Genomic DNA, 11,813 nt, shown 5'->3' with positions numbered 1-11,813 from the left:
CATTACTTCTCGAATCATTGCAATGATTTACCCGCCTTCATCTGCGGTGATGCTGGTCATGCGCAACGACTTCGTTGCCAAGACTGGAAATGCAACGTAGCGTTTCGAGCATAAGAAACGGCGGTCCGGAAGGAGCGCACGATGCAGGAGGAGCTCACCATGCAGAAGTTCGACACCCCCGCCCCGGTATCGGTCGTCCTCGACGTCCCGGCGGGACACATCCGCTTCATCGCCACCGACCGGGCCGACACCGCGGTCGAGGTCCTGCCGGCGAACGCCTCGAAGAGCCGCGACGTCAAGGCCGCCGAACAGACCACCGTCACGTACGAGGACGGCGTGCTGCGCGTCGGGGTCGCACCGGCGAAGAACCGCCTCCTCGGCCACTCGGGATTCGTCGAGGTGACCGTTCAACTGCCCGCCGGTTCCCACGTCGAGGCCAAGGCGGCCGTCGCCGAGTTCCGGGGCGTCGGACGGCTCGGCGATGTCGCCTTCGAAGCCGCACAGGGCTCGATCAAGCTCGACGAGACCATGAGCGCCCGCCTCGCCCTCCTCTCCGGTGACATCTCGGTCGGCCGCCTCGGCGGTCCCGCCGAGATCAGCACCCAGAAGGGCGACCTCCACGTCACTGAGGGGAAGCGAGGCACAGTCACCCTGCGCACCGAGGCCGGCGAGATCTCGGTCGGCGCGGCCCGCGGCGTCTCCGCGACCCTGGACGCCGGCACCGCCTGCGGGCGCATCCACAACAGCCTCAAGAACAGCGACGGCGCCGGAGCCGGCCTGCACATCCACGCCACCACCTCCTACGGCGACATCACCGCCCGCAGCATCTGACCCGCAGCCCCTGAAGGAGCACCCCTCATGACCGATCCGGCCATCGCGGCGAACGGGCTGCGAAAGTCCTACGGCGACAAGACCGTCCTCGACGGCGTCGACCTCACCGTCCCCACGGGCACCGTCTTCGCACTCCTCGGCCCGAACGGCGCCGGCAAGACCACCGCCGTCAAGATCCTCTCCACCCTCATCACCGCGGATGCCGGCGAGATCCGCGTCGGCGGCCACGACCTCGCCACCGACCCGCAGGCGGTCCGCCGGGCGATCGGCGTCACCGGGCAGTTCTCCGCCGTCGACGGTCTGATCACGGGAGAGGAGAACATGCTCCTCATGGCGGACCTGCACCACCTGACCAAGAGAGAGGGGCGGCGGGTCACCGCCGAGCTGCTGGAGCGCTTCGACCTCGTCGCGGCCGCGAAGAAGCCCGCCTCCACCTATTCGGGCGGTATGAAGCGCCGCCTCGACATTGCCATGACCCTGGTCGGCGACCCGCGGATCATCTTCCTCGACGAGCCGACCACCGGCCTCGACCCGCGCTCCCGCCACAACATGTGGCAGATCATCCGTGAACTCGTCGGGGGCGGCGTCACCGTCTTCCTCACCACCCAGTACCTGGAGGAGGCCGACGAACTCGCTGACCGCATCGCCGTGTTGAACGACGGCAGGATCGCCGCGGAGGGGAGCGCTGAGGAGTTGAAGCGGCTGGTCCCCGGCGGCCACGTCCGCCTCCGCTTCACCGACCCCGTCGCCTACCGGTCGGCCGCCTCCGCGCTGCCCGAGGGAAGCCGGGACGACGAGGCCCTGGCCCTGCAGATCCCGAACGACGGCAGCCAGCGCGAACTGCGCTCCGTCCTCGACCGGCTCGACGCGGCCGGCATCGAGGCCGACGAACTGACCGTGCACACCCCCGACCTCGACGACGTCTTCTTCGCCCTCACCGGCGGCGCCAAGGTCCCCCACCAGACCGGCCAGACCGCCCGGGCCGACATGTCCAAGGAGGACGTCCGATGAGCTCCCTCTCCCTCGCGCTCCGCGACTCGTCCACGATGCTGCGCCGCAACCTCCTGCACGCCCGGCGCTACCCCTCCCTCACCCTGAACCTGCTGCTCACGCCGATCATGCTGCTGTTGCTCTTCGTCTACATCTTCGGCGACACGATGAGCGCGGGCATCACCGGCGGCGCGCCCGACCGCTCCGCCTACATCGCCTACCTCGTCCCCGGCCTGCTCCTCATGACCATCGGCAGCACCGTGATCGGGACGGCGGTGTCCGTCTCCAACGACATGAGCGAAGGCATCATCGCCCGCTTCCGCACCATGGCCATCCACCGCCCGTCGGTGCTCGTCGGGCACGTCGTCGGCAGCGTCCTGCAGTCGATCATGAGCGTGGTCCTCGTCGGCGCCGTCGCCGTCGCCATCGGCTTCCGTTCCACCGACGCCACCGTCCTGGAATGGCTGGCCGCGTTCGGACTGCTCGTCCTCTTCGCCCTGGCGCTCACCTGGATCGCGGTCGGCATGGGCCTCGTCAGCCCCACCGCCGAGGCCGCCGGCAACAACGCCATGCCCCTGATCCTCCTGCCGCTCCTCTCCAGCGCCTTCACCCCCACCGAGTCCATGCCCGGCTGGTTCCAGCCGATCGCCCAGTACCAGCCGTTCACCCCGGCCATCGAGACCCTGCGCGGTCTGCTGCTAGGCACCGAGATCGGATACAACGGATGGCTCGCCGTCGCCTGGTGCGTGGCCCTCACGGTGCTCGGCTACTTCTGGTCGACCTCGAAGTTCAACAGCGACCCGAAGTAACGACCACGACACCCGCGCACGGACCCGGACTTTCCCTGGAACACCGCGCACCTGCCCGGGCGATGGCAGACCCGGTACGACGGTTGCCGTCGTTCGGCTTCGTCGGGCGTGCCCGTGCGCTCCGCGGGCGCCGCACGACGCGGACGTGGACGTGGACCGGAGGCCGTACGGCGGCCTCAGCCCGCCGCCACGGCTTCCCGGAGGCTCTTGGGGCGCAGGTCGGTCCAGTTCTGCTCGACGTACTCCAGGCACTCGGCCTTGGCCGCCTCGCCGAAGACGATCCGCCAGCCCGCAGGCGTCGGGGCGAACACGGGCCACAGGCAGTACTGGTCCTCGTCGTTGACCATCACGTGGAAACGTCCGTCTTCGACGTCGAAGGGGTTCGTGCTCAACTCGCGCCTCCAAAGCAGTCGCGGGACGGCCAAGCGGTACGTGGGCGGTGATCGCCGGACGGTGTCGTGCCCGTCCGGGGAGCCGGGGGGGCCCGGCGGCTCCGTGGGGCCCGACTCGGTACGGACCATCTTCGAGCCCCGGGTCGGGCCCGCTTCGCATACTCCTCAAGCGCTCCCGGCCGGTGCCCCACGCGGACTTCCCCGCAGCGGGCCGGCGGTACCCGATCGGCCCAGCGCGAGCGGCGTCGCACCCCTGCCCGTGCCAGGCTCGTCGAGGATCGACCACCCCCCACGACGAGGAGTCCCCCCTCATGGGCATCAAGGACGAGATGCAGGACAAGGCCCAGAAGGCCAAGCAGAAGCTGCAGGGCAAGCGGGACGAAGCCTCCCGGCAGGACCGGACCGAGCAGGAGCGCCTGCGGCAGCGCGCCGACGAGGCCCGGCAGAGCGGCCAGGCCTCCTTCGACGACATCCAGGACGAGATGGACGACCGCGGCTGACCGCCCCACGGCATTCGGGCCCGCACCCCTGCGAGGGGTGCGGGCCCTCGCCGTGCCGGGCGGGGCGGGACACCCTCAGGGGCGCCGGGGGAATCGCGTTCAGCTCGCGGCGGGCAGCCGGTCACGGCGGAAGAGGGCCGTCCAGAGGAAGGGCTCGCCCATGCGGGGGCACTCGGGCGGTTCGTCGCGCATACGGCGCAGTTCGATCTCCGTCAGGTCGGAGAAGATCCGGCGCAGCGCCTCGGGGGTGTAGGCGAGACCGCCGTGGAGGCGGGCATCCCGGTAGAAGTCGCGGTCGGGGAGCTCGGAACCCATCGCGCCGGCCGCGAAGCAGGTGAGGGCGAAATGGCCTCCGGGGGCCAGGGCCCGGTCGAGGAGGCCGAGGTAGCTGATGCGGCGGTGCGGCGGCAGGTGGTGGAAGCAACCGGAGTCGTAGATCAGGTCGTACGGGCCGGTCAGGGCGCGGTCCGCCCCCACGAGGTCGAACACGTCGCCTCGGCGGAACCGGACGTCCACCCCCAGGTCACGAGCCCGTCCCTCGGCCCAGGCGATGGCCGTCGGCGACAGGTCGACGGCGTCCACCTCGAAGCCCGAAGAAGCGAGGTGGAGCGCGTTGCGTCCCGGCCCGCAGCCCAGGTCGAGGGCGCGGCCCGCGGTGACGAGACCGCGGTCGAGGTACGAGACGAGGTTCTCGTCCGGCTTCGGCTCGAAGAACGGCACCGGGCGCGAGCGGTCCGCGTAGAAGCCGTCCCACCACGGGGCCGCATCCGCCGTCCAGCGGTCGGCGTCCGGTGCGAACAGGTCGTCCAGGAGCCTCAACGCGTCCTCGACCGTGCGTATGTCGCGATCCATCAAATCCCCTCTCGTCAGGGGAAAGTTTACTCGCCGAGGAGGGAAAAGCGCAGGTCAGACGGGGTAAGGGAAGGCTTGGGCGGTCGCCTGACGCGGTGTGGGAAAGAGGCCGGTCCCCCCACCCCCCAAGGAGGGCGCGCGTACGCCCACGCCCCCACCGAAGGCCGTCGGGAGGGCAAGGACGGCGACCGCGGACGGGCTTTCCGAAACGGTTCGGCCCGGGCGCGGCGAAGCGTTGACGACAGGGCTCTGGTGACCTGAGTCGAGTGGCGGCAGGCCGTGGTGCCTGCCGCCGGCCGACCGGGTCCTGCCGGTGGCCGTGTCCTACCGCACCAACCTCACGATGCGGCAGCTCGCCCCGCTCTTCGGGATCTCCCCGGCCACCGTCTGCCGGGTCATCCAGCGCCTGCGTCCGCTGCTGTCCTGGAGCCCGCCCCGCGCCCGGTCGCCTACGTGGACCGGCTGTGGATCGGGGACGGAACCTTGATCCCGGTCCGCGACCGTGTCGGGCCGAATCGATCACGCGAACGACGGCCATCGGACGGCGGCCCACTCCCGCCAGTCAGCCCGGCCCGGGGGCGGACCGGTGACGCCGCAGCCTCCCAGCTCCGCCGCGTCGGGCTCCTCGAAGTGCGCCCGCCCGTGCGCGATGTCGGCCTCGGTCATCGGGAACGTCTGCGCCGGGGCGCTCGCCCAGCGGTGGGCGATCCGCCTACGTTGAGTCTCCTCGTCCACCGGCAGATAGACCATGCACAGGCACGCGCCGTTCTCGACTTCGACCAGCCACCGGATCGCGGACCGCTCGTCTCGGGACCAACAGCCAAAGTCCACCACCACGTTCGTGCCCAACTTGACCGCCTCCAAGGCGAGCCAGAGCATGCGCCCTTCGAGCACGTCGCGCTTCCCGTCCGCCTCTGCCATGCCGAACAGGGGAATCATCCAGTCGTCGGGCGTCAGGCGAAGCGCGCCGTGCTCCTCGGCGAGCCGGCGAGCCTTCGTGGTCTTCCCGGCCCCGGGTAGGCCGACCATCAGGAACAACGTGGTCACCCCCAGATCGTGACAGGGCAGCCGGGCGGACGACCAACGCTTTTGTCTGCCCGATCGTGTCCTGCGCCACAGCCGGACCGACGCCGCGGTGACGGTACCCGCCCCGACTCGTGGGCGGCGACAAGACAGGGGCGGCGTGGGTGCGCTTGGTCGTCGGGACCACGATCGAGGGCACCAGTGGCAATGACGTCATCGACTGTCCCGAGGGCGTCAGGGACGACACCACGGTCAACGGTCTGGGCGGAGACGACCGGATCACCGTCACCGGTCGCCGCGGCATGGAGGGCAAGGCCTTCGGCGAGTCGGGCACGGACGGGAGGGCGCCGGCAACGCGGGAATGATCGACGGTGGCCCGGGCAACGACACCATCACCGTAGCCGGAGGTGACGGCGGCAGCGGGGCCAAGGGCGGGGACCGTGGCACCATCGGCGGACTGCGCGGCGGCAACGGCGGTACGGGAGCGCCCGGCGACACCGGAACCGTCAACGGCGGCGTGGGCGCAGACCGGATCACTGTCACCGGTAGCGCGGGCGGCGACGGCGGCCGCCTTGGCCGATACGGCCGCGACAACGGCACGGGCGCCACCGGCGGCAACGCCAACACGCACGTCATCGAAGCCGGCTGCACGGACACCATCAACACCGCCGGCGGCACCGGCGGCCGAACCGCCACCATGCTCGCGCACCGGTTGACCCCCCGCGCCGCCGGATCGCAGGCCGGCCCGTGATCCGGGGTGGGGGGCACCTCTTCGACTGCGGCCTGCGCATCTCCGCACGGCTGACCGCCCCCCGGGTGCGGAGGACGGCCCGAGCGGCCGTCCTCCGCGCTCGGCGCGCCGCGCAGGCTGATCACGGGCCGTCCAGGCGGGCAGGTCCTCGGGACCGGTAGACGCGCACCGTGCGGTGCGCGACGGCGACCCGGCCGTTGCCCAGGACCATGAAGCAGTGGCGCCTCAGGCCGGTCATTACGGACAGACGGCCGCCGGTCAGGACCTGGTCCTCCACCCGCAGTTCCGTGGGCGGCACGTCTACCAGGACATGTCCCGCCGGGATGAGGGCGGTCGGCTGCGGGCCGAGCTCCTCGCAGACGCCGTGGGCTGGCGGTCGCGGCTGGAGCGCCCTCTGCCCGCGGGTGTACCGGCAGGCGGTGCGTGCTGGTAGCGCCACGGGCTGACCACCGTTCCGTTGTACGACGCCCCCTCGGGGCGGGTGGCCGTCGGGAACGGCCGGCGCCCTCACCGGCGGCACGCGCACACCTCCTCACTTTTGTCAATCGCGCTTGCGTTTGCGGTATGAGTGGGGCAGTGTCACTTCCATGACGACTTCCGCCCCCGTACCCCGCGTGGACCTGACCGCGGAGGAAGCCCACGAGCTCGACCGGCTCACCCAGCACGTGGAAGCGTGCGCGACCGCCCTGGAACAGGCCCGGACCGCGCTCGGCGAAGCAGCCGGGAGGATCGCCGCCGGACACGGGCGCGGCGGCCCGGCCGCAGTCGCCGCCCGCGTGGGATGGTCGCGCCAGCACGTCTCCACCCTGACCGCCGCCCACCGCCGGCAGCAGCCCGAACAGGACGCAGCATGACCACCGCTCCCGAGCCGCCCCACGGGCCCGGTCTGCCCCAGCCGGCCGGCCGCCCCGAGGAACTGCGCGCCACCCTCACCCGGATCGCCCCCGACGCCGTCGCGACGTTCGACGCGGAGCGGGCCGAGGCCGTCGCCCGCGCCCGCCAGGAAGTCAGCTCCGCGCCCATGCGCAGGTTCCTGCGCCAGTGGGCCCTGCACGTCGCCATCGAACGCCACCCCGAGCAGGCCGCCCGCCTCCGTCTCCTCGAAGCCATGGCCGCGAAGGTCACCGATCTGGAAGAGGCCAGGGCCATCGCAGCGGAGATCGGGCAGATCCTCGACAAGGCCGCCGCCGAGGCCGGGCTGCCCCACGGCGGAGAGTCTTGAGCGGCTGGCGGTGGGAGTACGACCCTGACGCCGAGCATGTCGTCAAAGGACTGCCCGGCCACATCGTCGCCGAAGTGGAGCGCCTGTCCGACGAGCTCGTCGCCCTGGCCGACGTCGGCGTGGATGTCACCGACATCGGCGAAGGCGCCCGCCGCGGCGTGCCCGGCGGAGTCCGTCGCGTCCCACTCCTGGCCGACGGCTGGTTCTACGCCCTGCCCCTCCCCCGCATGAACCTCATCGCCATCGTCCGTGTCATCCCCCCGTACAGCGACCTGTAGCGGTGCCGTGGTCCCTGACCCACCCGACGATGCTCTTCCCCACCCGCCGCCACCGCGTCGCGCCAGCAACCCGAACAGCCCGGGTCCGCTGGTAGCGCCTTGGCCCGATCTGCACCGGTCTCGCTGCCGCGGAGCTCGGACGAGTGGTGATCATCTCGTAACCGCGATGATCACCGGTCGTTCGATCAAGCTGTGAGTCAGACCTACCCGTTCCGCCACGATGTGGCGTCAGAGACTGATCCGTTCATGACGTCGCTGCGGCGCCATGAGCCCGTCGCGAGGGTCGAGATGCCCTACGGCAGCGGCCCGTGCCGGCTGGTGACCCGCTACGCGATGTGCAGCTGGCCACCTCCGACCGGCGCTTCAGCCGGGCCTCCCTGATCGGCGCGGACTTCCCGCGCATCCCCCGGCGCCCATCGCCCAGCCCGAGGCACTCGCGCACGCGGCCAGGGCGGCCGAGCTCGCCGTCAGGACTTCAGGAAGGCGAGGATGTCGGGGTTCAGGACGTCCGGGTGGACCTGCAGCATCCCATGTGGGTAGCCCTCGTAGCTCTTGAGGGTTCCGTTCTTGAGGAGCTTCGCGGTAAGCGGTCCGGAGTCCTCGTAGGGGACGATCTGATCTCCTGTGCCATGGCAGACGAGAACAGGGATGTCGATCTGCCTGAGGTCCTCCGTGAAGTCCGTCTCGGAGAAGGCTTTGATGCACTCGTAGTGGGCGTTGGCCCCGCCCATCATGCCCTGGCGCCACCAGTTGTCGATCAGGCCCTGCGAGACCTCCGCGCCCGGCCTGTTGAAGCCGTAGAACGGGCCCGTAGGGACATCGATGTAGAACTGCGCGCGGTTGGCGGTGAGCGCTGCGCGGAACCCGTCGAAGACGTCGATCGGCGTGCCGCCAGGGTTCTTGTCAGACTTGACCATGATCGGCGGCACCGCACCGACCAGTACCGCCTTGGCCACTCGTCCGGCCTTGGCGCGCGCTGCGTACCGTGCCACCTCGCCGCCGCCGGTCGAGTGGCCGATATGGAAGGCGTCCCGGAGGTCGAGAGCGTCCGTCAGCGTGATGACATCGGCCACATAGGTGTCCATGTCGTGGCCGGTCGAGGTCTGGGTGGAACGGCCGTGACCCCGGCGATCGTGCGCGATCACACGGTAGCCGTGCGACAGGAAGAACAGCATCTGGTTGTCCCAGTCATCCGCACTCAGCGGCCATCCGTGGTGGAAAACCACCGGCCGGCCGTCGCGCGGCCCCCAGTCCTTATAGAAGATGTCCGTGCCGTCGGCGGTGGTGATCGTGGTCATTGCTGAACCTTCGGCTCGAAAGGGGGAGTTCTGGAAAGAATGACGACGGATGGGCAGGAGCAGAAATGAGGGCGGCCGCAAGACTGAATACCGGCCTCTGGGCGATCTCCGGACAGATTACGCTCGGCCCGGCACATCCCAGCGCCATCAAGGGCGCGTGTGTTCCCTTCATGACGGACATCTCCAGATCTGCCCCCCGTCCGGACCAATGCGGGCGACCTGTTGGAATCTGTATCCACTTCCCCAAACGGCGGCGCGTACGCTCCGCCAGGCCGCATGCGCGCCTGACGAGTCCTTCCCGGACACGGGCGCGGGCGAAAAGGTCCAGCAAGGAAGGGGCTCGGGGAGCGGCAGCGCTGAAGGATCTCAACCCGCGCAGGAGTGCCGCGGAAGGACGGTTTGATGTTGTCGCGGCTCTGGGGGGACCGCAACCAAAATGCAGCGCATCCGCACAGACCGCATCCGGCATCCTCCCCGGAGTGACTGAACACGGCGGCCCAGCGACCGAGGTCGCTCAGTCGCTTTGAGTCGCTCACAGAAAAGCACAGGTCAGAGGCACAGCAGGCTCTCATCAGCGACTGAAGCGACTGAAGCGACTGAAGTCTCCGATATATGACGCACACGCGCACACACTGATGACCGCATATATCCGAAGTTGAGTCGCCGCAGAGTCGACGGCCCTCAATCCCCGCCTGGGTAGGAACCTAGCGGGGGCATGACCGGCATACCCAGCCGGACCGGCGAACCGCTGAGGGGCGGCGCCTGGACTCGTGCCCTTGAGCGCACCTGATGCGGTGAGGGGTGTGAACCCCAAGCCAGGACTCCTCTAACAGGGCGGCGCCTGCCGCAGCCAGACGTTCCGGGCGGAAGGCTGCTTCCGCGGTCTCCCGGCAGCGTCCGGCACAGACGCGGCAAACCCCCTGTCCCTGTTGCAGGTTGGCAGGGCGCGGCGTGACTACGTGCCCGGCGGCACAACGGAGCGTGTGCCGGGAGCCACTGCCCAACCAGGTGTTCTCAAGCAGCTGCGCGCCGGCATTCGCAAGGCGCTCTCGGAACGCCTGCTCCGCACGTAACGAGTGCGCGGGGCGAAGAGGGTGCACGTGCTCTCCCGGGTCGTGGACCTCACCGTACGGGCGGTGACGGCTGCCAGGAATTTCTACCCCGGGCGGGCCGAAACGGCAGCAGAGAAATCGGTCAACGCCGGTGTGAACAGGCACGCCCATGGCGGCCGGCCGTCCGTCCTCCAGATCGGTGCCTGTCGGCAGCAGTTGGTCACGCCACGACAGCCGTGACTACCGCTTCTGCGCAGCTTGAGCAGGGGCCGCCGCCTCATCCGTGCTGTCGCCCATCAAGTGCCGCCGCCGCGCCCATTCACACCAAACAGCGCAATCAGCCCCCAGGGCAAACCGGGAGATCCAACGGATCATCACGCGCGGTATCGCATCTGGAGTGTGGCCGCAGCGGAGAGCGCCTCGCGCAGACTCAGCACGAGGCGGTGGAAGCGGCCCGAAGCCCTGCCCCGCCTCCTGCGGAGTGGATGATCGCCGGAACCGCTGACCCAGACCTCCGCGGCCTGGCATGCCGGCGGGCGTACCGGCGGGCGTACCGGCGCGGTTCTCGGAGTGTCTTCGCTGCGTGGATCGGAGGCCGGCTTCGCGAACACCACCGTCCCGGATGTCGGTGGAGCAGAGGTAGGTGACGGCGGAAGCCGGCAGGCCGTTGTGGGTGAGCGGCGGGTGACCGTCCCCGCCGCCGGCCGGCATGCCGGGTGTCCTCGGAACCGGTACGCCTCGGACGAGTGCGGCATCAGCGGGCGCGCGGGCCGGCCAGTAGGTCGGTGGCGCGGGGGGTCTGCTGGTAGCGGACGTGTTGTCCGCTGCGGGTGCGGGTGATGAGTCCGGTGCGGTGCAGGATGCCGAGGTGGTAGGAGACCGTGCTGGTGGCGAGGAAGTGCCGCTCGCTCAGTTCAGCGGTGGTGCGGGCGGTGTGCAGGTCGGACAGGAGGCGTGCCCGGGTTGCCCCGAGCAGGGCATGGACCGTCGGCCCCGGGCGGGTCTCCGGCCCGGGCCGACAGGGGTAGGCGAACATGGGCTGCCGGACGGCGGGTCCCGGTATCGAGTCGATGACCATGCGTAAGTCTGTGGTGAACACCGAGGGAGTCAGGACCAGACCGGTACTGCCGGAGATCCGACCTTGGAAGCGGCTGACCAGCGTCAGTTGGTCGTCGTTCCAGAGCATCCTGGGGTGGAGGGTGGCCAGCATGCCGGACAGGCCGTGGCGGGCGATGGTCTGCGCCCGGTGGGTGATGTCATCCTCCATGCGGGTGCGCAGGACGGCCCACTGCGGGGCGAGGGCCGCGTCCCACAGCCGGTGCAGCTCCGCCGCCATCCGTTCGGCGAAGTCCCGCTCGCCCCGCTCCAAGGCGTCGCGCAGGACCACGGGAACCACCCGTCCCGCCAACCGCTCCGCACTGACCCCCTGGGCCATGACCTGCAGCTCCCAGCGCAGACGAGCGGAACCCGTGGTGGCGACCGCGTGCAGTTCCTCCTGCAAACCGGTCTCCGGGGCCTGCGGCTGTGGCGTCAGGAAGTCCGGCACGTAGTCCCACGCACCGCCGAAGAGCGAGCCCAGCAGAATGAGCTTCCGGTCACGGACGGTCTCCCGGACCGTGTCCAGCCAACCGCCGCCGCTGGGCCGCTGGTTGTCACGCAGGAGGCGGAGCGCGCCGATCACGGTGTTGAGCGGCGAGATCGCGAACCGGGCGTTCGCGAGTACGGCACGGTCCATGTCGAGGTGGAGCACGGCACCCCCAGGTCAGCAGGCGGCCGCCCGAGCGGCCGGCGTCATGAGTGTTCGAACCTGATCGA

At 70.1% G+C, this 11,813-nt stretch carries 15 protein-coding genes and 1 pseudogene; 10 read left to right on the top strand and 6 right to left on the bottom strand.

Annotated features, from left to right (window positions below; all coding sequences use genetic code 11):
• The first annotated feature begins 159 nt into the window (after positions 1 to 159).
• The 3 genes from E6R62_RS29290 to E6R62_RS29280 are packed head-to-tail and all read left to right on the top strand — an operon-like array spanning position 160 to position 2,630.
• Complete coding sequence (locus E6R62_RS29290; protein WP_136216541.1) at positions 160 to 831, top strand: DUF4097 family beta strand repeat-containing protein; 672 nt, start codon at positions 160 to 162, stop codon at positions 829 to 831.
• 27 nt (positions 832 to 858) lie between these two features.
• Entirely contained in the window at positions 859 to 1,842 is a 984-nt protein-coding gene (locus tag E6R62_RS29285; RefSeq protein ID WP_136216506.1) for an ATP-binding cassette domain-containing protein, read from the top strand.
• Positions 1,839 to 2,630 carry an ABC transporter permease gene (locus E6R62_RS29280; protein WP_136216505.1) on the top strand — a complete coding sequence of 264 codons (792 nt, stop codon included), beginning with the start codon at positions 1,839 to 1,841 and terminating at the stop codon, positions 2,628 to 2,630. The genes E6R62_RS29285 and E6R62_RS29280 overlap by 4 nt, the downstream gene beginning before the upstream one ends.
• A 176-nt stretch (positions 2,631 to 2,806) precedes the next feature.
• Here the strand turns inward: E6R62_RS29280 and E6R62_RS29275 are convergent, their stop codons facing one another.
• Positions 2,807 to 3,022: an MbtH family protein gene (locus E6R62_RS29275; protein ID WP_136216504.1), complete on the bottom strand. Its 216-nt coding sequence runs from the start codon at positions 3,020 to 3,022 to the stop codon at positions 2,807 to 2,809.
• Between the two features lie 311 nt (positions 3,023 to 3,333).
• On the opposite strand from E6R62_RS29275, the gene E6R62_RS29270 reads away from it, so the two are divergent.
• A complete protein-coding gene (locus E6R62_RS29270; RefSeq protein ID WP_136216503.1) occupies positions 3,334 to 3,522 on the top strand; it encodes a hypothetical protein in 189 nt (62 codons plus the stop codon).
• 99 nt (positions 3,523 to 3,621) lie between these two features.
• Here E6R62_RS29270 and E6R62_RS29265 read toward each other — a convergent pair whose 3' ends face one another.
• The gene (locus tag E6R62_RS29265) at positions 3,622 to 4,374 is read right to left on the bottom strand and encodes a class I SAM-dependent methyltransferase (RefSeq protein ID WP_136216502.1); all 753 of its coding nucleotides are present in this window, start codon (positions 4,372 to 4,374) and stop codon (positions 3,622 to 3,624) included.
• Positions 4,375 to 4,642: 268 nt separating this feature from the next.
• Here E6R62_RS29265 and E6R62_RS29260 point away from each other — a divergent pair.
• Positions 4,643 to 4,878: pseudogene (locus E6R62_RS29260) on the top strand (transposase family protein); the annotation flags it as partial.
• Between the two features lie 15 nt (positions 4,879 to 4,893).
• On the opposite strand, the gene E6R62_RS29255 reads toward E6R62_RS29260, so the two are convergent.
• Complete coding sequence (locus E6R62_RS29255) at positions 4,894 to 5,421, bottom strand: ATP-binding protein (protein WP_136216501.1); 528 nt, start codon at positions 5,419 to 5,421, stop codon at positions 4,894 to 4,896.
• Positions 5,422 to 5,561: 140 nt separating this feature from the next.
• On the opposite strand from E6R62_RS29255, the gene E6R62_RS29250 reads away from it, so the two are divergent.
• Complete coding sequence (locus E6R62_RS29250) at positions 5,562 to 5,762, top strand: hypothetical protein (RefSeq protein ID WP_136216500.1); 201 nt, start codon at positions 5,562 to 5,564, stop codon at positions 5,760 to 5,762.
• Entirely contained in the window at positions 5,759 to 6,148 is a 390-nt protein-coding gene (locus tag E6R62_RS29245) for a hypothetical protein (RefSeq protein WP_136216499.1), read from the top strand. The genes E6R62_RS29250 and E6R62_RS29245 overlap by 4 nt, the downstream gene beginning before the upstream one ends.
• A gap of 121 nt (positions 6,149 to 6,269) precedes the next feature.
• Here E6R62_RS29245 and E6R62_RS29240 read toward each other — a convergent pair whose 3' ends face one another.
• Entirely contained in the window at positions 6,270 to 6,587 is a 318-nt protein-coding gene (locus E6R62_RS29240; RefSeq protein ID WP_136216498.1) for a hypothetical protein, read from the bottom strand.
• A 148-nt stretch (positions 6,588 to 6,735) separates the two neighbouring features.
• On the opposite strand from E6R62_RS29240, the gene E6R62_RS29235 reads away from it, so the two are divergent.
• Genes E6R62_RS29235 through E6R62_RS29225 form a run of 3 tightly spaced genes read left to right on the top strand, consistent with a single transcriptional unit; the run spans position 6,736 to position 7,648 of the window.
• Positions 6,736 to 7,002, top strand: coding sequence for a hypothetical protein (locus E6R62_RS29235; RefSeq protein ID WP_136216497.1), 267 nt, complete (start codon positions 6,736 to 6,738; stop codon positions 7,000 to 7,002).
• Positions 6,999 to 7,370, top strand: coding sequence for a DUF6247 family protein (locus E6R62_RS29230; protein WP_136216496.1), 372 nt, complete (start codon positions 6,999 to 7,001; stop codon positions 7,368 to 7,370). Before E6R62_RS29235 ends, E6R62_RS29230 begins: the two co-directional genes overlap by 4 nt.
• A complete protein-coding gene (locus E6R62_RS29225) occupies positions 7,367 to 7,648 on the top strand; it encodes a hypothetical protein (RefSeq protein ID WP_136216495.1) in 282 nt (93 codons plus the stop codon). Before E6R62_RS29230 ends, E6R62_RS29225 begins: the two co-directional genes overlap by 4 nt.
• 467 nt (positions 7,649 to 8,115) lie before the next feature.
• Here E6R62_RS29225 and E6R62_RS29220 read toward each other — a convergent pair whose 3' ends face one another.
• Positions 8,116 to 8,946, bottom strand: a complete 831-nt coding sequence (locus E6R62_RS29220) for an alpha/beta fold hydrolase (protein WP_136216494.1) — start codon at positions 8,944 to 8,946, stop codon at positions 8,116 to 8,118.
• Between the two features lie 1,806 nt (positions 8,947 to 10,752).
• A complete protein-coding gene (locus E6R62_RS29215; RefSeq protein WP_136216493.1) occupies positions 10,753 to 11,748 on the bottom strand; it encodes a helix-turn-helix transcriptional regulator in 996 nt (331 codons plus the stop codon).
• Positions 11,749 to 11,813: the final 65 nt, after the last annotated feature.

The sequence above is a fragment of the Streptomyces sp. A1136 genome (assembly GCF_004795055.1).
Lineage (GTDB): Bacteria > Actinomycetota > Actinomycetes > Streptomycetales > Streptomycetaceae > Streptomyces.
The sequence above is the reverse complement of the archived record's forward strand: the minus strand, read 5'-3'. Positions and strand labels throughout refer to the sequence as shown.

Excerpts from the sequence above, each read along its gene's own strand:
- E6R62_RS29280 (WP_136216505.1), top strand. The coding sequence starts at position 1,839 with ATGAGCTCCCTCTCCCTCGCGCTCCGCGACTCGTCCACGATGCTGCGC.
- E6R62_RS29270 (WP_136216503.1), top strand. The coding sequence starts at position 3,334 with ATGGGCATCAAGGACGAGATGCAGGACAAGGCCCAGAAGGCCAAGCAG.
- E6R62_RS29245 (WP_136216499.1), top strand. The coding sequence starts at position 5,759 with ATGATCGACGGTGGCCCGGGCAACGACACCATCACCGTAGCCGGAGGT.
- E6R62_RS29230 (WP_136216496.1), top strand. The coding sequence starts at position 6,999 with ATGACCACCGCTCCCGAGCCGCCCCACGGGCCCGGTCTGCCCCAGCCG.
- E6R62_RS29285 (WP_136216506.1), top strand. The coding sequence starts at position 859 with ATGACCGATCCGGCCATCGCGGCGAACGGGCTGCGAAAGTCCTACGGC.
- E6R62_RS29235 (WP_136216497.1), top strand. The coding sequence starts at position 6,736 with ATGACGACTTCCGCCCCCGTACCCCGCGTGGACCTGACCGCGGAGGAA.
- E6R62_RS29220 (WP_136216494.1), bottom strand. The coding sequence starts at position 8,946 with ATGACCACGATCACCACCGCCGACGGCACGGACATCTTCTATAAGGAC.
- E6R62_RS29265 (WP_136216502.1), bottom strand. The coding sequence starts at position 4,374 with ATGGATCGCGACATACGCACGGTCGAGGACGCGTTGAGGCTCCTGGAC.
- E6R62_RS29290 (WP_136216541.1), top strand. The coding sequence starts at position 160 with ATGCAGAAGTTCGACACCCCCGCCCCGGTATCGGTCGTCCTCGACGTC.